This window comes from Micromonospora sp. CA-240977, assembly GCF_050942285.1.
Taxonomy (GTDB): Bacteria; Actinomycetota; Actinomycetes; order Mycobacteriales; family Micromonosporaceae; genus Micromonospora.
This window is the reverse complement of sequence record NZ_CP192055.1, coordinates 5398353-5419394: the sequence shown is the minus strand read 5'-3', so window position 1 is coordinate 5419394 and position 21042 is coordinate 5398353. Positions and strand designations below refer to the sequence as shown.

General features: G+C 71.2%; 21 protein-coding genes. 16 read left to right on the top strand and 5 right to left on the bottom strand.

All coding sequences use genetic code 11. The features are described from left to right. Window positions 1-95 precede the first annotated feature (95 nt). Genes ACQPWW_RS24395 through tkt form a run of 3 tightly spaced genes read right to left on the bottom strand, consistent with a single transcriptional unit; the run spans window position 96 to window position 5074 of the window. On the bottom strand, window positions 96-1745 hold the full coding sequence (locus tag ACQPWW_RS24395) for a glucose-6-phosphate isomerase (RefSeq protein ID WP_433125797.1): 1650 nt from the start codon (window positions 1743-1745) through the stop codon (window positions 96-98). Further along, window positions 1742-2920: a transaldolase gene (gene tal, locus ACQPWW_RS24390; protein ID WP_433125795.1), complete on the bottom strand. Its 1179-nt coding sequence runs from the start codon at window positions 2918-2920 to the stop codon at window positions 1742-1744. Before tal ends, ACQPWW_RS24395 begins: the two co-directional genes overlap by 4 nt. 15 nt (window positions 2921-2935) lie before the next feature. Continuing rightward, window positions 2936-5074, bottom strand: a complete 2139-nt coding sequence (tkt, locus tag ACQPWW_RS24385; protein ID WP_433125793.1) for a transketolase — start codon at window positions 5072-5074, stop codon at window positions 2936-2938. A 267-nt stretch (window positions 5075-5341) separates the two neighbouring features. On the opposite strand from tkt, the gene ACQPWW_RS24380 reads away from it, so the two are divergent. The 3 genes from ACQPWW_RS24380 to ACQPWW_RS24370 all read left to right on the top strand — a co-directional run bounded on the left by ACQPWW_RS24380 (window position 5342) and on the right by ACQPWW_RS24370 (window position 7851). Continuing rightward, window positions 5342-6295: a heme o synthase gene (locus tag ACQPWW_RS24380; RefSeq protein WP_433125791.1), complete on the top strand. Its 954-nt coding sequence runs from the start codon at window positions 5342-5344 to the stop codon at window positions 6293-6295. A 286-nt stretch (window positions 6296-6581) separates the two neighbouring features. Continuing rightward, window positions 6582-6917, top strand: a complete 336-nt coding sequence (locus tag ACQPWW_RS24375; RefSeq protein WP_433125789.1) for a hypothetical protein — start codon at window positions 6582-6584, stop codon at window positions 6915-6917. 13 nt (window positions 6918-6930) lie between these two features. Next, window positions 6931-7851, top strand: a complete 921-nt coding sequence (locus ACQPWW_RS24370) for an ATP-grasp domain-containing protein (RefSeq protein ID WP_433125788.1) — start codon at window positions 6931-6933, stop codon at window positions 7849-7851. 698 nt (window positions 7852-8549) lie between these two features. Here the strand turns inward: ACQPWW_RS24370 and ACQPWW_RS24365 are convergent. Then, on the bottom strand, window positions 8550-9515 hold the full coding sequence (locus ACQPWW_RS24365; RefSeq protein WP_433125786.1) for a COX15/CtaA family protein: 966 nt from the start codon (window positions 9513-9515) through the stop codon (window positions 8550-8552). A gap of 98 nt (window positions 9516-9613) precedes the next feature. On the opposite strand from ACQPWW_RS24365, the gene ACQPWW_RS24360 reads away from it, so the two are divergent. The 13 genes from ACQPWW_RS24360 (at window position 9614) to ACQPWW_RS24300 (ending at window position 19911) form a co-directional block, all read left to right on the top strand. Next, entirely contained in the window at window positions 9614-10414 is an 801-nt protein-coding gene (locus ACQPWW_RS24360) for a helix-turn-helix transcriptional regulator (RefSeq protein WP_433125783.1), read from the top strand. Then, window positions 10411-11841, top strand: a complete 1431-nt coding sequence (sufB, locus tag ACQPWW_RS24355; RefSeq protein WP_234588434.1) for a Fe-S cluster assembly protein SufB — start codon at window positions 10411-10413, stop codon at window positions 11839-11841. The genes ACQPWW_RS24360 and sufB overlap by 4 nt, the downstream gene beginning before the upstream one ends. 97 nt (window positions 11842-11938) lie before the next feature. Next, window positions 11939-13087, top strand: coding sequence for a Fe-S cluster assembly protein SufD (sufD, locus tag ACQPWW_RS24350; RefSeq protein WP_433125782.1), 1149 nt, complete (start codon window positions 11939-11941; stop codon window positions 13085-13087). After that, entirely contained in the window at window positions 13087-13413 is a 327-nt protein-coding gene (locus ACQPWW_RS24345) for a non-heme iron oxygenase ferredoxin subunit (protein ID WP_433125780.1), read from the top strand. The genes sufD and ACQPWW_RS24345 overlap by 1 nt, the downstream gene beginning before the upstream one ends. Continuing rightward, window positions 13413-14186, top strand: coding sequence for a Fe-S cluster assembly ATPase SufC (gene sufC, locus ACQPWW_RS24340; protein WP_007462702.1), 774 nt, complete (start codon window positions 13413-13415; stop codon window positions 14184-14186). The genes ACQPWW_RS24345 and sufC overlap by 1 nt, the downstream gene beginning before the upstream one ends. Before the next feature lie 20 nt (window positions 14187-14206). Beyond that, window positions 14207-15511: a cysteine desulfurase gene (locus tag ACQPWW_RS24335; RefSeq protein ID WP_433125779.1), complete on the top strand. Its 1305-nt coding sequence runs from the start codon at window positions 14207-14209 to the stop codon at window positions 15509-15511. Between the two features lie 2 nt (window positions 15512-15513). Continuing rightward, window positions 15514-15987 (top strand): Fe-S cluster assembly sulfur transfer protein SufU, encoded by a 474-nt coding sequence (sufU, locus tag ACQPWW_RS24330; protein WP_433134536.1) that lies wholly within the window; start codon window positions 15514-15516, stop codon window positions 15985-15987. Between the two features lie 76 nt (window positions 15988-16063). Next, complete coding sequence (locus tag ACQPWW_RS24325) at window positions 16064-16519, top strand: metal-sulfur cluster assembly factor (protein WP_433125777.1); 456 nt, start codon at window positions 16064-16066, stop codon at window positions 16517-16519. Between the two features lie 196 nt (window positions 16520-16715). Continuing rightward, complete coding sequence (locus ACQPWW_RS24320) at window positions 16716-17321, top strand: TIGR03086 family metal-binding protein (protein ID WP_433125776.1); 606 nt, start codon at window positions 16716-16718, stop codon at window positions 17319-17321. 448 nt (window positions 17322-17769) lie between these two features. Next, window positions 17770-18402 carry a LysE family transporter gene (locus ACQPWW_RS24315; RefSeq protein WP_433125775.1) on the top strand — a complete coding sequence of 211 codons (633 nt, stop codon included), beginning with the start codon at window positions 17770-17772 and terminating at the stop codon, window positions 18400-18402. A 37-nt stretch (window positions 18403-18439) separates the two neighbouring features. Further along, the gene (locus tag ACQPWW_RS24310; RefSeq protein WP_433125774.1) at window positions 18440-19096 is read left to right on the top strand and encodes an acVLRF1 family peptidyl-tRNA hydrolase; all 657 of its coding nucleotides are present in this window, start codon (window positions 18440-18442) and stop codon (window positions 19094-19096) included. Between the two features lie 129 nt (window positions 19097-19225). Beyond that, on the top strand, window positions 19226-19525 hold the full coding sequence (locus ACQPWW_RS24305) for a muconolactone Delta-isomerase family protein (protein ID WP_433125772.1): 300 nt from the start codon (window positions 19226-19228) through the stop codon (window positions 19523-19525). 26 nt (window positions 19526-19551) lie between these two features. Then, complete coding sequence (locus tag ACQPWW_RS24300) at window positions 19552-19911, top strand: SgcJ/EcaC family oxidoreductase (protein ID WP_433125770.1); 360 nt, start codon at window positions 19552-19554, stop codon at window positions 19909-19911. Between the two features lie 105 nt (window positions 19912-20016). Here ACQPWW_RS24300 and ypfJ read toward each other — a convergent pair whose 3' ends face one another. Then, a complete protein-coding gene (ypfJ, locus tag ACQPWW_RS24295) occupies window positions 20017-20940 on the bottom strand; it encodes a KPN_02809 family neutral zinc metallopeptidase (protein ID WP_433125768.1) in 924 nt (307 codons plus the stop codon). Window positions 20941-21042: the final 102 nt, after the last annotated feature.

The window sequence follows — 21042 nt, the reverse complement described above, 5'->3', positions numbered from 1 at the left end:
TCACCTTCGGTTCGCGACTGCGGGGCTTGCGACCCCGGCTCACTGCTCGCGCTCACGGTGCCCCCTCGCTTCCGCTTCAGTCACGTCGTCCATCCTCACGCCGGCAGGTCACCGGCGGCGTCGAGCAGTTGGGCGACACCGGCAGCACGGTCGGTCAGATGCAACCGCAGCACCGGACGCTCCCGGCCGGCGAGCGCCTGCCGGTCCCCGGCGGCCTGCGCCGCCTGCAACTCACCGAAGGTGTACGGCTTGCCCGGCACCGCGAGGTCCTCGGCGACCGCGCCGGTCACCTGGAGGTAGCTGCCCACCTGGGGACCGCCCTTGTGGTACTGGCCGGTGGAGTGCAGGAACCGCGGCCCCCAGCCGAAGGTGACCGGACGCCCGCCCGCCTGCGCCAGCAGCGGCCGCAGCCGGGCCGCGTCGGCGTCGGCGAACCGGTCGAGGTACGCCATCACCGCGAGGTAGCCGTCGTCGCCCAGCCCGTCGAGCAGCCAGCGCAACACCCCGGCCAGGTCCCCGGGAGCGCCCTGCGGGGCGTACACCTCGATCGCGCCCTCGGTGAACGACGGCGACTCCGTCGGCAGGCCCGAGGCCAGGATCTTGTTGGTGTTCTCCTTGGACTCGGTGACGTTCGGCTGGTTGAACGGGTCGATGCCGAGCACCACGCCGGCCACCGCTGTCGCGTACTCCCAGGCCAGGAACTGCGCGCCCAGCGGACCGTTGACGGCCACGTCCGGGGTGGCGCCGCCACCCGGCACGTCACCGGGGGCGAGCGAGCCGCCGTAGCTGACCGTCAGCACGTCCGCGCCGGTCGCGCCGGCGCTCTGCGGGGACTCCACGACCACCGGGAGGATGCCCACCCCGGCCTTCCCGGTCGACTCGGCGATCAACTGCTCGGCCCAGTCGCCGAGACCGTCGATGCCGGTGCCGTCGGAGACCAGGGCGACCTTGTCCCGGGCCAGCGTGGCCGCGGCGCCCAGGGCGGCGCCCAGCGCCAGCGCCGGGTTGTCCCGGTCCGCGCCGAACGACGCGGCCAGCGCGTCGGCCTGGTCGAGCAGTTCGGCGACCTCGACCCCGGCCAGCGCCGAGGGCACCAGGCCGAACGCGGTGAGCGCCGAGTACCGGCCGCCGACGTTCGGGTCGGCGAGCACAGTGAACGCGCCCATCTCGGTCGCTGTGGTCTCCAACGGCGAACCCGGGTCGGTGACGATGACGAAGTGCCGGCCGGCCTCCGCCTCGGTCATCCCGGCGTCCAGGAACGCCTGCCAGTAGACGCGTCGGTGACTGTCGGTCTCCACCGTCGACCCGGACTTGCTGGACACCACCACCACGGTGCGTTCCAGCCGGTCACCGAGCGCCGCCCGGACCTGGCCCGGGTCGGTGGTGTCCAGCACGGTCAGCGGGCGACCCAGGGTCCGGGTGATCACCTCGGGGGCCAGCGACGAACCGCCCATGCCGGCGAGCACCACGTGGTCCAGGTCGGCCAGCTCCGCGGTCAGCTCGGCGAGCTGCACCAGCAACTCCCGGCTGCGCTGGTGGGTGTCGACCCAGCCGAGCCGGATCTTCGCCTCGGCCTCGGCGTCCGGACCCCACAGGCTCGCGTCCTTGCCCGCCAGCCTGCCCGGGACGCCGGCCTTGACCAGCGCGTCCCGGGTCGAGGCCGGTGCGGACTTGTCGACGGCGTCCGCGCCGTACACGGCGAGCCCGGCGGCTGCCTCCACCGGTCCGGCGAGTAGGTCGCTCATGCGTTCCCACCGGCCTTCTCGGCGGCCTTGGCGTTGCCCTTGGCGGCCTTGTTCGGCGCGCCGGTGCCCTTGGCCGCCGCCTCCAGCGACTTACGGACGCCGTCGAGCAGCTCCTGCCAGCTGGCCTCGAACTTCTCCACGCCCTCGCGCTCCAGGGTGGCGATCACGTCGTCCATGTCCACCCCGACCGACTCCAGGTCCGCGAAGACCTTCCGGGCCGCGTCGTACGCGCCGGTGATGGTGTCGCCGCGGGTCTCGCCATGGTCGGCGTACGCGTGGATGACCGATTCCGGCATGGTGTTGACCGTACCGGGGGCGATCAGCTCCTCGACGTAGATGACGTCGCGGTAGTCCGGGTTCTTCGTCGAGGTGGACGCCCACAGCGGCCGCTGCGGGTGCGCGCCCGCGTCGGCGAGCGCCTTCCACCGGTCGGAGGAGAAGACCTCGGTGTAGCGCTCGTACGCCAACTGGGCGTTGGCGACGGCAGCCTTGCCCTTCAGCGCCTTGGCCTGCTCGGAGCCGACCTTCTCCAGCCTCTTGTCGACCTCGGAGTCGACCCGGGAGACGAAGAACGACGCGACCGAGCCGATCTTCGACAGGTCGTGGCCGTTGGCCTTGGCCTGCTCCAGGCCGGCGAGGAAGGCCTCCATCACCGCCGAGTAGCGGTCCAGGCCGAAGATCAGCGTCACGTTGACGCTGATCCCCTCGGCCAGCGTCGCGGTGATCGCCGGCAGGCCGGCCTCGGTGGCCGGGATCTTGATGAAGAGGTTGGGCCGGTCGACAAGCCACCACAGCGCCTTGGCCTCGGCCACCGTCCGGTCGCTCTCGTGCGCCAGCCGGGGGTCCACCTCGATGGAGACCCGACCGTCGACACCCGCGCTCGCGTCGTACGACGGGCGCATCACGTCGCAGGCCCACCGTACGTCGTACGTGGTGAGCATGCGCACCGACTCCTCGACCTCCACCCCACGGGTGGCCAGGTCGCGCAACTGCCAGTTGTACTCGTCGGCGTCGCTCAACGCCTTCGCGAAGATCGTCGGGTTGGTGGTGACACCGGCCACGTGCTTCTCGCGGCGGAGCTGGTCCAGCCCGCCGGAGCTCAGTCGTACCCGGGAAAGATCGTCGAGCCAGACCGCCACACCCGCGGCGGTGAGCTCATTCAGCTTGTCGGCCATGTTGTCCACGCTCCCTCAGTTTCCGGTCGTGAAACCGGTGATGTCGCCCACCCGGGCCAGCGAGGCGTGTGCCGCCGCGACGATCCGGTCGGGGGTGAACCCGAACTGCTCGAAGAGCACGGTGTGCGGGGCGCTCGCTCCGTAGTGCTCCAGGCTGACGCTCTCGCCCAGGTCACCGACGACTCCGCGCCAGGACATCGCGATGCCCGCCTCCACGCTCACCCGTGCCTTTACCCCGCGTGGGAGCACCGACTCCCGGTACGCCTCGTCCTGCTCGTAGAACCACTCCTGGCAGGGCATCGAGACGACCCGGGTCGGGGTGCCGTCGGCCTCCAGCCGCTCCCGGGCGGTCAGGCAGAGCTGCACCTCGGAGCCGGTGCCGACGATGATCACCTGCGGCTTGCCGTTGGACGCCTCGGCCAGGACGTAACCGCCCTTGGCCACCCCGTCCGCGCTGCCCAGGACGTCGCGGTCCATGGTCGGCAGCGGTTGCCGGCTCAGCGCCAGCGCGGTGGGCCGGTCGGTGTGCTCCAGCGCCTGCCGCCAGGCCCAGGCCGTCTCGTTGGCGTCCGCCGGGCGGACTACGTCCAGGCCCGGGATGGCGCGCAGCGCGGTCAGGTGCTCCACCGGCTGGTGGGTCGGGCCGTCCTCGCCGAGGCCGATCGAGTCGTGCGTCCACACGTAGGTGACCGGCAGCTGCATCAACGCGGCCAGCCGCACCGACGGACGCATGTAGTCGCTGAACACCAGGAACGTGCCGCCGTACGGGCGGGTGCCGCCGTGCAGGGCGATGCCGTTGAGGATCGCGCCCATGGCGTGCTCACGGATGCCGAAGTGCAGCGTGCGGCCGTACTCGTGACCGGGGAAGTCCTTGGTGGCGTGCGTGGCCGGGATGAACGACGGCTCGCCCTTCATCGTGGTGTTGTTGCTCTCGGCCAGGTCGGCCGAACCACCCCACAGCTCCGGCAGCACCGGCGCGAGCGCCTCCAGCACCTTGCCGGACGCGGCCCGGGTGGCCACGCCCTTGGCGTCGGCGGGGAAGACCGGCAGCGCGTCGGTCCAGCCGTCCGGCAGCACCCGGCCGGCCAACCGCTCGTAGAGCGCGGTGCGCTCCGGGTTGGCCTTCTTCCAGGCGTCGAAGGAGGTGGTCCACTCCTGCTGGGCGTCGGAGCCGCGGCCCATCACCGTGCGGGCGTGGCTGAGCACCTCCTCGTCGACCTGGAAGGTCTGCTCCGGGTCGAAGCCGAGGATCCGCTTGGTGGCCTTCACCTCGTCGGCGCCGAGCGCCGAGCCGTGGATCTTGCCGGTGTTCTGCTTGTTGGGGGCGGGCCAGCCGATGATGGTGCGCAGCGCGATGAAGGAGGGACGGCCGGTCTCCGCCTTGGCGGCCAGCAGCGCCCCGTGCAGGGCCTCGGCGTCCTCGTGGTAGTCGCCCTGGTCGGCGTCGCCGCTGCGCCAGTCGACGGTCTGCACGTGCCAGCCGTACGCCTCGTAGCGGGCGGCCACGTCCTCGCTCTTGGCGATCCGGGTGTCGTCCTCGATGGAGATCTCGTTGTCGTCGTAGATCACCGTGAGGTTGCCCAGCTGCTGGTGCCCGGCGAGGGCGCTGGCCTCGTGGCTGATGCCCTCCTCGATGTCGCCGTCGGAGACGATGCACCAAATGTCGTGGTCGAAGACCGACGCGCCCGGCTCGGCCTCGGGGTCGAACAGGCCGCGCTCGCGGCGGGCCGCCATGGCCATGCCTACCGCGTTGCCCAGGCCCTGCCCGAGCGGGCCGGTGGTGGTCTCCACGCCCGGGGTGTGCCCGTGCTCGGGGTGACCCGGCGTCTGCGAGCCCCACTGCCGCAGCGACTTGAGGTCGTCCAGGCTCAGCGGGTAACCGGACAGGAAGAGCTGGATGTAGAGCGTCAGGCTGGAGTGCCCGGCGGAGAGGACGAACCGGTCGCGGCCGGGCCAGTTCGGGTCGGCCGGGTTGTGCCGCATGACGCGGTTGAAGAGGAGGTACGCCGCGGGCGCGAGGCTCATCGCGGTGCCCGGGTGGCCGTTGCCGGATTTCTCTACGGCGTCCATGGCCAGCACGCGGACGGTATCGACGGCCCGGCGATCGAGGTCGGACCAGTTCAGTGCGGAGTGCTCGGGTCGTTTGGCAGCCACGATGGTTGTGCTCCTCGGCAGATGGGCGGAACCCTCACCGATGACCTTATCGAGCGTCCCTAAACGCGCGCCCGGGGATCTCCGCATGGTGTGCGCGACGTGACGTTCCGGAAGCTTGGTTCAACCCGGTGGTGTGACGGCCCGCACCGTTGTCGGGTCGGCCGGGCAGCCAAAACGACAACGCGTAGTGTGTGGGTCGGTGTGCGGGCCCGAGTGGTCCCGACCGATCCGACTCTCCCCGTGCCCGATGCCGGAAGGTGGCAATCCGTGAGCATGATCACCGAGCGCCCCGCGAGCAACCCGGCCGGGCAGCAGCCGGCACGGGCGGCCGAGGGTCCGGTGGCCCGGCGGGACGTACGCGCTGTCCTCTCGGCGTACGTGGCGCTCACCAAGCCGCGGATCGTCGAACTCCTGCTGGTCACCACCATCCCGGCGATGATGCTCGCCGACGGCGGGCTCCCGTCGCTGTGGCTGATGGCCGTCGTGCTGATCGGTGGCTCCCTCGCCGCGGGCGCGGCCAGCGTGCTCAACTGCTACATCGACCGGGACATCGACCAGTTGATGCGGCGCACCAAGCGTCGGCCGCTGCCGGCGCACACCGTGTCACCCCGTAACGCGCTGGTCTTCGGTCTCGTGCTGGCGGCGGTGTCGATCGCCCTGATGGCGGCGTTCACCAACCTGCTCGCCGCCGGGCTGACGCTTGCCGCGATCGTCTACTACGACGTCATCTACACGCTGTGGCTCAAGCGATCCACGCCGACAAACACCTTCTGGGGTGGCGCCTGCGGGGCGGCTCCGGTGCTGATCGGGTGGGCGGCGGTGACCGGCTCGCTGGCGCCGGCCGCCTGGGGGCTCTTCGCGGTGGTCTTCTTCTGGCAGATGCCGCACTTCTACCCGCTCGCCATGAAGTACAAGGACGACTACGCCCGCGCCGGCATCCCGATGCTGCCGGTGGTGGCCTCGGTCCGCCGGGTGAACGCCGAGATCCTGATCTTCGCGTGGCTGACCCTGCTCACCTCCCTGGCCGTCTGGCCGCTGGGGCTCAGCGCGATCTACGGAGTGCCGACCCTGGTGGTGGGTGCCATCTTCGTGGTCGAGGCGCACCGACTCTGCCGGCGCGCGACGCGTGGCGAGGCGGTCAAGCCGATGCGACTGTTCCACTGGTCCACGACGTACCTGACGATCGTGTTCGCCGCCGTCGCGCTCGACGCGCTGATCTGACCCGTCCCCGCCCGGCGGCGGCCACACCGGTCGGCAAGCTCCTGACTAATCATGGACATGGATGAGTTGTCCGGGTTTAACGTCACATCAGAGTAACTATCGGCATGAGCCGGATCGACTCAACTGCGCGGACTGAGAGCCAATTTGCCCCCTCTCTTTGTGGGCAAAAGTCGGGATATAACCGGGCAGGCAGTCCCAGGTCTTCCTTAAACCTGTAGGTAATTGGCATCACAAAAGGTTCATGGTTCTCGCCCGGGAGGGTGCGAGTCTGCTTAGGCTTCGCGTCATGGCAGATGGTTCCGATACGACGCTGACGGCTGAGCAGACCGCCGACGAGCAGGCCCCCCAGGGCCTGGTCGCGGGCCTTCAGGCGTTCGCCGCCGGCCACGGCGGCGCGAAGGCGGTCATCGAGTACGTCGGCAAGCGTGGCGCGCGAATCGTCCTGGTGGGTTCCGACGGCGAGTGGGGCGACCAGTTCGCCGAGGACACCGTCACCGCGCGGGAGGCGTGCGCCAAGGCGGGAGTCACAGTTGAGAACGCCTGGGAGCGCGAACTGATGGACCAGATGCGCCCGAGCAACGACCTCTGGCGGTCCATGGCCCGCCGCACCATGGCCCGCTGAACAGCCAGCTCAATTGACCACCCACCACCAGTCGACCCGGGGGAAACCCCGGGTCGCTCTCGTCACCTGTGCCGACCTCGTCGATCTCGACCCGGACGACCGGCTGGTCCTCGCTCCGCTCCAGGCCCGTGGCATCGCCGTCGCGACGGTGGTGTGGGACGACCCCGACGTCGACTGGTCGTCCTTCGACCTGGTCGTGCTCCGCTCTCCCTGGGACTACGCGCTGCGCCGCGACGAGTTCGTCGCCTGGGCGGCAACCGTCCCGGCGCTGGTCAACCCGGCCGACGTGGTCCGCTGGAACACCGACAAGCGCTACCTCGCCGAGCTGAGCGCCGCCGGGGTGCCGACCGTGCCGACGTCGTGGGTCGAGCCGGGGGAGCGCTGGCAGCCACCCGCCGAGACCGGCGAGTACGTCCTCAAGCCCGCCGTCAGCGCCGGCAGTCAGGACACCGGCCGGTACGACCTGGCCGACCCGGACCACCGGCACCTGGCCGTCGCACACGTCCGCCGGCTCTCCGACGCCGGCCGGGTGACAATGGTCCAGCCGTACCTGCGTGCCGTCGACACCGAGGGTGAGACAGCGCTGCTCTTCCTGGCCGGCCCGGACGGCCTCACCTTCAGCCACGCGATCCGCAAGGGCCCGATGCTGACCGGACCGGACCTCGGCCCGGACGGGCTCTACAAGGCCGAGGAGATCACCGCCCGTACCGCCCGACCCGCCCAGCTGGCGGTGGCCGAGAAGACCCTCGCCACGGTGCCCGGCGGCACGCGGCAGCTGCTCTACGCCCGGGTCGACCTGATCCCCGGCCCGGACGGTGAGCCGGTCCTGGTCGAGCTGGAGCTGACCGAGCCGTCGCTCTTCATCGGGTACGCCGACAGGGCTCCCGACCGCCTCGCCACCGCGATCGCCACCCACCTGGCCCTGCGCGCCTGACGGTCCCGCTCGGCGCTGTGCGGGCGCTTGGCGGTCCCTGCGAGCGGGCAGGTGCCACCGCCGGGATCCGCGCAACACGGAGGCGATGGCCACGCCCGTGCGGCTGCCCGCTGCGCCGGGCTGTTTCGTGGGGTTGCGCGCTGCGCGGGTGCTTTCGGGGTGCTTCGTGCGGTTGCGCGCTGCGGCCGGCGGCTCTGCGCTGCTTCGTGCGGCCGGTCCGGCTGCTGATCGGCCCCGGGCGGCGCTGGCCAGGCGGGGGTGTTGCCTCAGGGCGTCATCCCGGGCGCTGCCAGATCGTGGGGACCGCGTTCCGGCCGTCCGGGCGTCAGTGGGCGGGTTGGTTTCGCCGCCCCGCGACCGGGAGGGCGCGCAGGCGAGGGTTCCGCCGCCAAGATCGTGCTAGATCAATGATCGAGTGGTGTCGGTACGTCTAGACACCACTAAAACCTGGATCGAGCACGATCATGCCCCGGCGACGACGTGCGAAGCCAGCCGTCACGGAGCGCGTTCCAGCAAAGCCGCCAAGATCCAGGCAACTTCCCTGAAGTTGCTGCCTCGGGCGCGTCGGAGGCAGCAACATCCCTGATGTTGTGATGATCTTGGGCGCGGGGCGCGGGGCGCGGGGCGCGGGGCGCGGGGCGCGGGGCGCGGGGCGCGGGGCGCGGGGCGCGGGGCGCGGGGCGCGGGGCGCGGGGGCGTCAGGCGGTGACCGGGACGGCGGTTGCGGTGTCGGCCGGGGTGGTGTCGGCTGCCGGGGTGACCGGGAGGCGCTCGCGGGTCGACCACTGCACCGACAGGGTGGCCAGCAGCACCAGGCAGGAGCCGAGCATGTGCGCGCCGACCAGCAGCGCCGGCACGTGGGTGAAGTACTGCACGAAGCCGATCACGCCCTGACCCAGCTCCACGGCGACCAGGACGATCGCCGCACGGGTGGCCCGCCGCGCACCGACGGCGCGGAACGCGAAGATCAGCGCCACCGAGAAGCCGATCAGCAGGAAGACCGCGTCCGCGTGTACCTGCGAGATCGACTCCGGGTCGAGCCCGTTGCGGGCGGCGCCGTGGTCGCCGGCGTGCGGGCCGCTGCCGGTGACCCAGGTGCCGATGACCAGCACCGTGACCGCTACGCCGGTGGTGATCCGGGCCAGCGCGCGCAGCGGCGGGGGCACCACGGCCACGGTCGGGCCGTCCGGGTCGCCGATGCGCCGCCAGAGGGCGTACGCGGCGGCGATCACCGCCATCGAGGCGAGGAAGTGCAGGCCGACCACCCACGGGTTGAGGTTGGTGAGCACGGTGATGCCACCGACCACCGCCTGGGCGGGGATGCCGAGACACACGGCTACCGCGAGGGCCAGCAGCCCGGGTCGGCGCGGCCGGAGTGTCAGTACGGCCAGCAGGGTGGCCAGCGCGATCAGGCCCACCGCGAAGGCCAGCATCCGGTTGCTGAACTCGATCACCCCGTAGACACCCATCTCCGGGGTGGTGACGTACGAATCGTCGGTGCACCGGGGCCAGGTGGGGCAGCCGAGGCCCGAGGCGGTCAACCGGACGGCCCCGCCGGTGACGACGATCGCCACGTTCGCGATGATCGAGGTGAGCGCGAGGCGGCGCAGCAGGATGCCGGGGACCGGACGGACGATTCGGTTCACGGCGCAAATCCTACGCACCGTAGTGATCGAGGTTCGTCCGACTCCGGCGGCTCGGTGGTTCGGATCACCGGGGCCCGGGTTTGCGACCCTCCGGGTAATTACGTAACGTTGGCGTTGTGAAAAACGCGGCGGCGCTCCCCGGGCACCAGCCGATGGCTGTCCCGGCCGTCGGCGCGTCCGCGTCCGCCCCGGTCGGGACGACGTCGCCGGCGCCCGGTGCGGCCACGGCGGCGGAGATCTCCACCCGCGACCGGGTCACCCAACTGCTGCTGGAGCGGGGGGCCACCACCGCCGCGCAGCTCGGCGTGGCCCTCGGGCTCAGCCCGGCGGCGATCCGCCGGCACCTCGACGCGATGCTCGCCGACGGTGATGTGTACGCCCGCGAGCAGGTTGTGCAGGGCAGCCGCGGTCGGGGGCGTCCGGCCAAGGTGTTCATGCTGACCGAGGCGGGTCGGGTCCGCTGTGGCACCCATCACTACGACAACATGGCCACCGCCGCGCTGCGGTGGATCGCCCGCAGCGGCGGGTCGGACGCGGTCGAGGCGTTCGCCACCGAGCAGGTGTCCGCCCTGGAGTCGCGCTGTCGGACGGCCATGGAGGACGCTGGCGACGACCCTCTCGCGCGGGCCGAGGCACTCGCCGCGGCGCTCACCGCGGAGGGTTACGCTGCCAACGCGACCACGATCGCCTCCGGCGGTCAGCTCTGCCAGCACCATTGCCCGGTGGCGCACGTGGCCGCCGAGTTCCCTCAGCTGTGCGAGGCCGAGACCGCGGTGATCTCCCGTCTGGTCGGCACCCACGTGCAGCGCCTTGCCACCATCGCGCACGGCGACGGGGTGTGCACCACGCACATCCCGACCCAGTCGGGGCGCGCTCAATCAGGTAATCCCGTCACCACTGTGAGGACAGATAGATGACCGAGCAGATTGTCCAGCCCCTGACCCAGGAAGAGCAGCTCGCCGCCCTGGGTCGGTACGAGTACGGCTGGTCCGACCCGGACGCCGCCGGGGCGGTCGCCCAGCGCGGCATCAACGAGGCGGTGGTGCGGGACATCTCGGCCAAGAAGAACGAGCCGGCGTGGATGCTCGACCTGCGGCTGAAGGGTCTGCGGCTGTTCGGCCGCAAGCCGATGCCGGCCTGGGGCGCGGACCTCACCGGCATCGACTTCGACAACATCAAGTACTTCGTGCGGTCCACCGAGAAGCAGGCCACCAGCTGGGAGGACCTGCCCGAGGACATCAAGAACACCTACGACCGGCTGGGCATCCCGGAGGCGGAGAAGCAGCGGCTGGTCGCCGGTGTCGCGGCGCAGTACGAGTCCGAGGTCGTCTACCACAAGATCCGTGAGGACCTTGAGGAGCAGGGCGTCCTCTTCCTGGACACCGACACCGCGCTGCGCGAGCACGAGGACGTCTTCAAGGAGTACTTCGGCACGGTGATCCCGGTCGGCGACAACAAGTTCGCCGCGCTGAACACCTCCGTGTGGTCCGGTGGCTCGTTCATCTACGTGCCGAAGGGTGTGCACGTGGAGATCCCGTTGCAGGCCTACTTCCGGATCAACACGGAGAACATGGGCCAGTTCGAGCGCACGCTGATCATCGTCGACGAGGGTGCGTACGTGCACTACGTCGAGGGCTGCACCGCGCCGCTCTACTCCTCCGACTCGCTGCACAGCGCGGTCGTGGAGATCATCGTGAAGAAGAACGCGCGCTGCCGTTACACGACCATCCAGAACTGGTCGAACAACGTCTACAACCTGGTCACCAAGCGCGCCGTCTGCCACGAGGGCGCGACCATGGAGTGGGTCGACGGCAACATCGGCTCCAAGGTGACGATGAAGTACCCGGCGGTCTACATGACCGGCGAGCACGCCAAGGGCGAGGTGCTCTCGGTGGCGATGGCCGGCGAGGGGCAGCACCAGGACGCCGGCGCCAAGATGGTGCACGCCGCGCCGCACACCTCCTCGTCGATCATCTCCAAGTCGATCGCCCGGGGCGGCGGCCGCACCTCGTACCGCGGTCTGGTGCAGGTGCTGGAGGGTTCGCACCACAGCCGGAGCACTGTCAAGTGCGACGCCCTGCTTGTCGACACCATCTCCCGCTCGGACACCTACCCGTACGTCGACATCCGCGAGGACGACGTGTCGATGGGACACGAGGCGACCGTCTCCAAGATCAGCGACGACCAGCTCTTCTACCTGATGAGCCGGGGCCTGAGCGAGGACGAGGCGATGGCCATGATCGTGCGCGGCTTCATCGAGCCGATCGCCAAGGAACTCCCGATGGAGTACGCCCTGGAGCTCAACCGCCTGATCGAGCTGCAGATGGAGGGCGCAGTCGGCTGACGCCGCCTCCGCCCGGCCGCGGACGGGTCCGGACCCGGTACGCCGGGTCCGGTCCAGCCCGCTTCGACCCTCCGATTCATGACAGACCAAGGAAGACATGACTACCCAGGCTTCCGCGCCGCCCAGCACCAAGTCGCAGGCGCTGCGCTCGTACGACGTCGCCGACTTCCCGGCCCTCACCGGCCTGGAGGAGGAGTGGCGTTTCACCCCGCTCAAGCGCCTGCGCGGTCTGGCCACGGCGGACACCTCGGCCGCCACCGGCCGGGGCGTCACCGTCGAGCACCCGGACCTGCCGGCCGGGGTGTCGGTGCGGCTCGTCGAGCCGACCGACGCCAGCGTCGCGGCCGCGTCGGTGCCGACCGACCGGATCAGCGCGCTGGCCCACGGCGGGGCGGCGCGCGTCGCGCTTGTCGAGGTGGCGGCCGAGGCCGTCGTGTCCGAGCCGGTGGCCGTCCGCCTGCTGGGCGCGTACCCCGAGGAGTTGGCCTTCGCCCGGACCCAGGTCCAGGTGGGTCGGTTCGCGGAGGCCACTGTCGTGTTCTCCCAGGAGGGTTCGGCCACACTGGCCGACAACGTCGAGGTGTTCGTCGCCGACGGCGCGAAGCTGACCCTGGTCACTGTCGCCGACTGGGCCGAGGACGCGGTCCAGGCGCAGCACGTCACCATCAAACTGGGTCGGGACGCCCGGGTGGTGCACGTCCAGGTCACCCTCGGCGGCGACCTGGTCCGGCAGTTCACCAGCGTCGAATACACCGGCCGGGGTGGCGAGGCCGAGCTGTACGGCGTCTACTTCGCCGACTCCGGCCAGCACCTGGAGCACCGGCAGCTGGTCGACCACAGCGTGTCGGACTGCCGCAGCTACGTCGGCTACCGGGGCGCTCTGCAGGGTGACGACGCGCACACCGTCTGGGTCGGCGACGTGCTGATCCGGGCCGAGGCGACCGGCACCGACACGTACGAGATCAACCGGAACCTGCTGCTCACCGACGGCGCGCGGGCGGACTCCGTACCCAATCTGGAGATCGAGACCGGCGAGATCGCCGGTGCCGGCCACGCCAGCGCGACCGGCCGCTTCGACGACGAGCAGCTCTTCTACCTGATGGCCCGGGGCATCCCGGAGAGCGAGGCCCGCCGTCTGGTGGTCCGCGGCTTCTTCGCCGAGCTGATCAACAAGATCCCGGTGGAGTCGCTGCGCGAGCGCCTCGGCGACGCGATCGAGGCCCGGCTCGCCAAGGCGGGCGCCTGATGATCCGGATCTGCTCCACCGAGGACGTGCCGAAGGGCACCGCGATCAGCGCGGACGTCGACGGCACGCCGATCGCGCTGGTGCACGGCGAGGACGGCGCGTTCTACGCCGCCTACGACGAGTGCTCGCACGCCTCGGTGGCCCTCTCCGAGGGCGAGGTCGACGGCTGCACGTTGGAGTGCTGGCTGCACGGCTCGCGCTTCGACCTGCGCACCGGGCAGCCGTCCGGTCTGCCGGCCACCGAACCCGTCCCCGTCTACCCCGTCGAAGTCCGCGACGGCGACATCTACCTCAGCCTGACGCCGAGTAATGGAGTGACCCGATAATGAGCACCCTGGAGATCCGCGACCTGAAGGTGTCGGTCAAGCTGCCCGAGGGTGAGCTCAAGCCGATCCTGGCCGGCGTCGACCTGACCGTGAAGTCGGGCGAGACCCACGCGATCATGGGCCCGAACGGGTCCGGCAAGTCCACCCTGGCGTACTCGATCGCCGGTCACCCCAAGTACGAGATCACCGGCGGCACGGTGACCCTCGACGGCGAGGACGTGTTGGCCATGACGGTCGACGAGCGCGCCCGCGCCGGCCTCTTCCTGGCCATGCAGTACCCGGTGGAGGTGCCCGGCGTCTCGGTGGCGAACTTCCTGCGGACCGCGAAGACCGCCATCGACGGCGAGGCGCCGAAGCTGCGCACCTGGGGTGGCGAGCTGCGCGGCGCGATGGAGCGCCTGCAGATGGACCCGGCGTTTGCCCAGCGCAACGTCAACGAGGGCTTCTCCGGCGGTGAGAAGAAGCGGCACGAGATCGTCCAGCTGGAGCTGCTCAAGCCGAAGATCGCCATCCTCGACGAGACCGACTCGGGCCTCGACGTGGACGCGCTGCGCGTGGTCAGCGAGGGCGTCAACCGGGTCCGCGACACCGGCGACACCGGCGTGCTGCTGATCACCCACTACACGCGGATCCTGCGCTACATCAAGCCGGACTTCGTACACGTCTTCGTGGCCGGCCGGATCGTCGAGCAGGGCGGCCCGGAGCTGGCCGACAAGCTTGAGGCCGAGGGCTACGAGCGGTACGCCGCCGGGGCCGGCACGGCCAAGGCCTGAGTGGGAGAGGCGCTGCCGAGATGACCAGCATCGCGATCCCCGCGGGGATGCCGCAGTACGACGACGTGCCGCGTTTCGACGTGGCCCGGGTACGCGCCGACTTCCCGATCCTCGATCGGGAGATCAACGGGCACCCACTGGTCTACCTCGACAGCGCCAACACCTCGCACAAGCCCCGCCAGGTGCTCGACGTGCTCGACGAGCACTACGCGCGGCACAACGCCAACGTGTCGCGGTCGGTGCACACGCTGGGCACCGAGGCCACCGAGGCGTACGAGGGGGCGCGGGCCAAGATCGCCGCGTTCATTTCCGCGCCGAGCGTCGACGAGGTGGTGTTCACGAAGAACTCCACCGAGGCGATCAACATCGTGGCGTACGCCTTCTCGAACGCCTCGCTGCGCGTGGACGGCGACCCCCGGTTCCGGCTGGGGCCGGGCGACGAGGTGGTGATCTCCGAGATGGAGCATCACTCGAACATCGTCCCGTGGCAGCTGCTCTGCGAACGCACCGGCGCGACCCTGCGCTGGTTCCCCGTCACCGAGCAGGGCCGACTGGACGAGTCGGGCCTGGACGACCTGGTCACCGAACGGACGAAGATCGTCTCGTTGGTGCACATGTCGAACATCCTCGGCACTGTCAACGCCACGTCCCGCATCACCGCGCGGGTCCGCGAGGTGGGCGCGCTGCTGCTGCTGGACTGCTCGCAGTCGGTGCCGCACCTGCCGATCGACGTGGTCGACCTGGACGCCGACTACATCGTCTTCACCGGCCACAAGATGCTCGGCCCGACCGGGATCGGGGTGCTCTGGGGCCGGGCCGAGCTGTTGGCGGCCATGCCGCCGGTGTTCGGTGGCGGTTCGATGATCGAGACGGTCACCATGGCCCGCTCGACGTTCGCCGCGCCGCCGGCCCGGTTCGAGGCGGGCACGCCGCCGATCGCCGAGGCGGTCGCGCTCGGCGCGGCGGTGGACTACCTCACCGGGATCGGCATGCCGGCCATCCAGTGGCACGAGAAGGAGCTGACGGCGTACGCGCTGGACGCCCTCGGCGCGGTGCCCGACCTGCGGATCTTCGGCCCGACCGTGCCGGTCGGCCGGGGCGGCACCATCTCGTTCGCGCTGGGTGACGTGCACCCGCACGACGTGGGTCAGGTGCTGGACTCGCTCGGCGTGCAGGTGCGGGTGGGCCACCACTGTGCCAAGCCGGTGTGCAGCCGGTTCGGTGTCCCGGCGATGACCCGGGCCTCGTTCTACCTCTACACCACCACCGAGGAGATCGACGCTCTGGTGGCCGGTCTGGAGCAGGTGCGGAAGGTGTTCGACTGATGGTGCAGCTCGATCAGCTCTACCAGGAGATCATCCTGGACCACTACAAGCGCCCGCACGGGCGTGGCCTGCGGGACGCCGACGACCCGACTGACCGGGTCGCGGAAGCCCACCACGTCAACCCCACCTGCGGCGACGAGGTCACCGTGCGGGTGGCCACCGACGGCCACGTGCTGCACGACGTCTCGTACGACGGCATGGGCTGTTCGATCAGCCAGGCGTCGGCGAGCGTGTTGCACGAGTTGCTGCGCGGTCGGGGCGCCGGGGAAGCTTTCGAGGTGCACGAGGCGTTCGTGGAGTTGATGTCCGGGCGTGGTCAGGTGACGCCGGACGAGGACGTGCTCGGTGACGGGGTTGCCTTCGCGGGTGTGGCCCGCTATCCCGCCCGGGTCAAGTGCGCGCTGCTGCCCTGGATGGCGTTCAAGGACGCCGCGGCGCGCGCCGGTGTGGGCGTCAGCCCGGAGGTGACGGCATGAGCGAGCGTCAGCGAGCCAATCATTGTTGCAGCGCCGTGGTGCCTCTCGGCGTCACGGAGCGAAGCGGAGGGACGGCATGAGCGAGAACACGGCAACCGAAGCGACGCCGGAGGCCGGTGACGCTGTCGCGGCGTCGCAGGTCGACTCCGTGACGACCGACGCCACCGCGACGCCGGAGGTCGGCGACGCACCGGCGGGCGGCGTCAGCAAGGCCATGATCGCCGACATCGAGGAGGCGATGAAGGACGTCGTCGACCCGGAGCTGGGCATCAACGTCGTCGACCTCGGCCTGGTGTACGGCGTGCACGTCGACGACGAGAACGTCGCCACCCTCGACATGACGCTCACCTCGGCGGCCTGCCCGTTGACCGACGTGATCGAGGACCAGGCCCGGCAGGCGCTGACCACCGGCCCCGGCGGCGGTCTGGTCAACGACATCCGGATCAACTGGGTGTGGCTCCCGCCGTGGGGCCCGGACAAGATCACCGACGAGGGTCGGGACCAGCTCCGTTCCCTCGGTTTCAACGTCTGACCGATTCGGTTCGACAGTCGTCGAGCGCGGTACCCGTTCCGGGTGCCGCGCTCGACGCGTTTCTGAATCAGCTCGCCACAACTGTGGAACGGATCATTCCGGTCTGGTAGTCTGGTCCCAGGAACGGAGCGGAATATTCCGCTCCGCAGGTGAGTGGAGTCGCTCGCCTGACGTGATCGGCGGAGGGGTCGAGACGATGAGCGAGATGGCAGCGGGACAGTGGCGGATCGTGCTCGACGAGGCGCACAACGCGCTCCGGACGGCCGTCGAGGCAGTTCCGGCGGACGCCTGGCACCGGCCCACCCCGTGCGAGCGGTGGACGGTGACCCAGGTGCTCCAGCACGCGACCGGCGACCAGCTCGCCTTCGCCGCGGCGATCGGCGGCGGGCCCGGGCCGGCGGAGGACCCGTTCGCACCCTCCGGGCAGATCGATGGCGACAAGCTGGTCGACCTGCGCGCCGCCCTCGACGCGTCCGCCCAGGCCTGGGCCGGTGTCGCCGACGACGACCCGCAGGTGCCCACGCCGCTGCCCCAGGGCAAGCTGCCCGCCCACGTCGGAGCCGTCGCCTGCGCCCTCGACGCGGCGGTGCACGCCTGGGACATCGCGACGGCCACCGGCCAGCCGTCCCCGCTCGGCGACGACCTGGCCCGGCCTCTACTGGCGGTCGCTCGGCAGATCGTCGAGCCGCTGCGGGCCTACGGCGCGTACGCCCCGGCGATCACCGGTCCGGAGACCGACGACGTCAGCGCCCTGCTCGCCTACCTCGGCCGCGATCCCCAGTGGTCCGCTCGGAAGGCCTGACCGGCCTGCCGGCCCCGTTCAAGCCGAAGATCGTGCTCGATCATGGGTGTAGTGGCATCCGCGCGCAGTTGAGGCCACTACAACAAGGATCGGGCACGATCTTGGAGGCGCCCACGCCCGCGCTGCGCCGTGCGCGCTGTGCCGCGCCCGCGCGGCCCGCCCGCCCGAAGCGCTCGTCGTCAAGATCCGCGCAACATCAGGGATGTTGGTGTCTCTCGCGCGTCGGAGGCAGCAACATCCCTGATGTTGTGACGATCGCGGGGCGCGGGGCGCGGGGCGCGGGGCGCGGGGCGCGGGGCGCGGAAAAGCGGTGGCGACGGCAGGGCGCCGGCGTGCAGGATGCGGACGTGATTGAGGCGTACCCGATGCAGGTCCCGGTCCGCGCGGCGACTGCCGTGCGTCGACAGCGGCCGCTCCGGGGGCGAGCCTCGACCCGCCACCGACTCCCGTGACCGAGGCGCTGCTCGCCGGTCTGGTGGCCGGCTACGGCGTCGCCATCCCGGTCGGCGCGATAGCGATCCTGATCTTGGGCCTGAGTGCCCGTACCTCGTTCCGGGTCGGTGCCGCGGCGGCGCTCGCGGTGGCGACGGCCGACGGGCTCTACGCGGCGGTCGCCGCGCTCGGTGGCGCCGGCCTGGCCGGGTTCGTCACGCCGGTCGCCGGGCCGCTGCGGGTGGTCGCGGCCGTCATCCTGCTGGGTCTGGCCGCGCACGGCCTGTGGCGGACCTGGTCCGCGCACCGGACGCGGCAGACGCCGACGGCATCCGCCGGTGGGGGTCTGCGCACTCCCGGGCGGGCCTACGCGGCGTTGCTCGGGCTGACCCTGCTCAACCCGGCGACGGTTCTCTACTTCACCGCGCTGGTGCTCGGCCGGCGGGACACCGCCAGCGCGGGAGCGGGCGCGGCGGCGCTCTTCGTGGCGGGTGTGTTCCTGGCGTCGGCGAGTTGGCAACTGCTCATCGCCGGCGGTGGCACCGTGGTCGGTCGGGCGTTGGGCAGTCCGCGCGGGCGGCTGGTGACCGGCTTGGTCTCCAGCGCGCTGATCGCCGCGCTGGCGGTGGTCGCGCTGCTGCCGGGCTGAGCGCCCAGCCGGGCCCGGCGTGCCGTACGGTCGGGCAATGACCAGTCGACCCGCAGCCGGGGGCGGCCGGTGGGTGGAGGTCGATCCGGCCCGCGTCGGCCGCTGGGTCGAGGGCTTCGCCGACCGGCACGGCCCGCACACCGCCACCCCGCGGGAGTACGGGCTGCTGCTCACCGCCGACGACGGGGCGACTGCCGAGCTGTACGCCCCACCCGGGGCGCCGGCCAGCGACGACGTCGCCGGGTTCGTGGCCGCCGCCGTCGCGCCCCGCCGGATCGGCCTGCTGCTGGCCCGCAAGGGCGCGGTGGCCGTCGGCGTGGCCGAGGGAGGCGACCTGGTGGTCTCCAAGGTGGACAGCCGCTACGTGCAGGGGCGCACCGCCGCGGGCGGGTGGTCACAGCAGCGGTTCGCCCGGCGGCGTGACAACCAGGCCAAGGCGGCGATGGCTGATGCGGCGGACCTGGCCGTACGCCTGCTCCTGCCGGCGGTGGCGACGCTGACCGCTGTGGTCTGCGGCGGGGACCGGCGGGCGGTGGACACGGTGCTGGCCGACCGGCGGTTGGCCCCGCTCGTGCCGCTGCGCGCGGAGCGGCTGCTCGATGTGCCGGAGCCCCGGCACGCCGTGCTCGTCGCGGCGGCGACCGCGGCCCGCGCGGTGCACATCCGGCTGCGCGACCCGGCGCCGGTGGGCTGAGGGCGGCGAGCGCGGCCCGCGCGGTGCACATCCGACCGCGCGACCCGGCGCCGGTCGGCTGAGGAGACGGCCGCCACGCAAAACGCGGTTCCTGACCTGCCGCCGTGCCGACGGTCGGAGGATGGGCAGGTGGAGTTTCTGGTGGACATGGTGACGACGGTGCCGGAGGGCACGTCGGAGGACGAGGTCGCCGCGATGCGTGCGCGTGAGGCGGCGCGGTCGGCCGCGCTGGCGACGCAGGGCAGTCTCCTGCGACTGTGGCGACCCCCGCTGGGGCCGGGGGAGTGGCGTACGTGGGGGCTCTTCGAGGCCGACGACGCCGACGCCCTGGACGCGGTGCTCGCGTCGATGCCGCTACGGGCCTGGCGGCGGGAGAGCGTCACGCCGTTGACACCGCACCCGAACGACCCGGGCCAGCCGCCCCGGTGACCCGCGCCGCCAGTAGGGAGACCACCATGTCCGAAGCCCAGATCCTGCGTACCGTCCTCGACCGGTGGAAGTCGGCGGTCGACGCCCACGAGCCGGAGCGTGTCGCGGCGTGCTTCACCGAGGACGCGATCTTCCAGGGGTTGCACCCGTACACAGTGGGCCGGACCGGGGTCGCCGCGTACTACGCCGCCCAGCCGCTCGGCCTGACCGCCGCGTACGACATCCGGGAGGCCCGCCGACTCGCCGACGACCTGGTCCTCGGCTATCTGGAGGTGCGGTTCGGCTTCATCGACCGCCCCACCCTGACCGTGCACCTCGGCGTGATCGTGCGGCGGATCGACGACGACTGGCTGATCGAGCACTACCAGGTCTCCCGGCTCGACTAGGGCGTGTGTCACAGCGTCGAGCCGAGGGCTGTGACACACGCCCCTGCGCGACGACCGCCCCGCCAGCGCGGTCGGCGCTGACGGGGCGGGTCAGGTCGGTTCAGGTCAGAGCTGGTCGGTGCCGAAGGTGTCGCAGGTCTTCGGGTCGCCCCCGTCGTAGCCCCTGGTGAACCAGCGCTTGCGCTGCTCGGACGTGCCGTGGGTGAACTGGTCCGGGTTGACCCGGCCGCCGGAGCGCTCCTGGATGCTGTCGTCGCCGATCGCCTCGGCGGTGTCGACGGCCTGGCTGATGTCGGCCTCGGTGATCGACGTGAACAGCGGCTCCTGGCCGGTCTTGTCCTTGCTCTCGGTGGCGTGCTTGGCCCAGGCGCCGGCGTAGCAGTCGGCCTGCAACTCCAGTCGCACCGAGGCGGAGCGGGGGCCACTCTGGTCGCCCTGGCCGGCCTTGGCGTTGGTGCCGAGCAGGTTCTGGATGTGGTGGCCGTACTCGTGGGCGAGCACGTACGGCTGGGCGAACTCACCCTTGGCGCCGAACCGGGTGGCCAGCTCGTCGTAGAAGCTCAGGTCGATGTAGACCTGCTTGTCGGCGGGGCAGTAGAACGGGCCGACACCCGAGTCGGCCTGCCCGCAACCGGTGTTCACGGCGGCCTGGAAGAAGTTGGTGTCGGTCGGCTCGTACTTCCCGTCGCCCAGCTCCGGGTACGCCTTCTGCCAGTAGGCCTGGATGCTGTTGACGTAGAGCAGGTTGCGGCAGCGCGCGTCGTCGAGGCGGTCGGGGTTCGCGGTGCCGCACACCTGATCCAGGTCGCCACCCCCGGCCTGGCCGCCCTCGTCGCCGTTGGTCATGGCGTTGAGACCGAACCCGCCGCCGAGCAGGGCGACGAGTACGGCCACCACGATGCCGATGATGCCGCCCCGGCCGCCGCCGCCCGGGATGGGGATGCCGATGCCGCCGCCCGACCCGCCGCCACCCCGACCCAGGTCGTTGGCCTGGGAGGTGTCGAGCTCGGCCCGCTCGTTGAGTTCCATGCTGACCCCGATCGCCGTATGCCGGTGAATGTCTTCTATGTGTCGTTTAGTCGCTTCGGTGCCGGACGGGTCCGGACAGGCGTTCCGGTACCCGATGATCTT

What these genes read in the sequence shown, in the direction of transcription:
- sufC (WP_007462702.1), top strand. Translation starts at nt 13,413, where the DNA reads ATGAGCACCCTGGAGATCCGCGACCTGAAGGTGTCGGTCAAGCTGCCC.
- ACQPWW_RS24320 (WP_433125776.1), top strand. Translation starts at nt 16,716, where the DNA reads ATGAGCGAGATGGCAGCGGGACAGTGGCGGATCGTGCTCGACGAGGCG.
- ACQPWW_RS24310 (WP_433125774.1), top strand. Translation starts at nt 18,440, where the DNA reads ATGACCAGTCGACCCGCAGCCGGGGGCGGCCGGTGGGTGGAGGTCGAT.
- ACQPWW_RS24345 (WP_433125780.1), top strand. Translation starts at nt 13,087, where the DNA reads ATGATCCGGATCTGCTCCACCGAGGACGTGCCGAAGGGCACCGCGATC.
- tal (WP_433125795.1), bottom strand. Translation starts at nt 2,920, where the DNA reads ATGGCCGACAAGCTGAATGAGCTCACCGCCGCGGGTGTGGCGGTCTGG.
- ypfJ (WP_433125768.1), bottom strand. Translation starts at nt 20,940, where the DNA reads ATGGAACTCAACGAGCGGGCCGAGCTCGACACCTCCCAGGCCAACGAC.
- sufD (WP_433125782.1), top strand. Translation starts at nt 11,939, where the DNA reads ATGACTACCCAGGCTTCCGCGCCGCCCAGCACCAAGTCGCAGGCGCTG.
- sufB (WP_234588434.1), top strand. Translation starts at nt 10,411, where the DNA reads ATGACCGAGCAGATTGTCCAGCCCCTGACCCAGGAAGAGCAGCTCGCC.
- ACQPWW_RS24300 (WP_433125770.1), top strand. Translation starts at nt 19,552, where the DNA reads ATGTCCGAAGCCCAGATCCTGCGTACCGTCCTCGACCGGTGGAAGTCG.
- ACQPWW_RS24395 (WP_433125797.1), bottom strand. Translation starts at nt 1,745, where the DNA reads ATGAGCGACCTACTCGCCGGACCGGTGGAGGCAGCCGCCGGGCTCGCC.
- ACQPWW_RS24375 (WP_433125789.1), top strand. Translation starts at nt 6,582, where the DNA reads ATGGCAGATGGTTCCGATACGACGCTGACGGCTGAGCAGACCGCCGAC.
- ACQPWW_RS24325 (WP_433125777.1), top strand. Translation starts at nt 16,064, where the DNA reads ATGAGCGAGAACACGGCAACCGAAGCGACGCCGGAGGCCGGTGACGCT.
- ACQPWW_RS24335 (WP_433125779.1), top strand. Translation starts at nt 14,207, where the DNA reads ATGACCAGCATCGCGATCCCCGCGGGGATGCCGCAGTACGACGACGTG.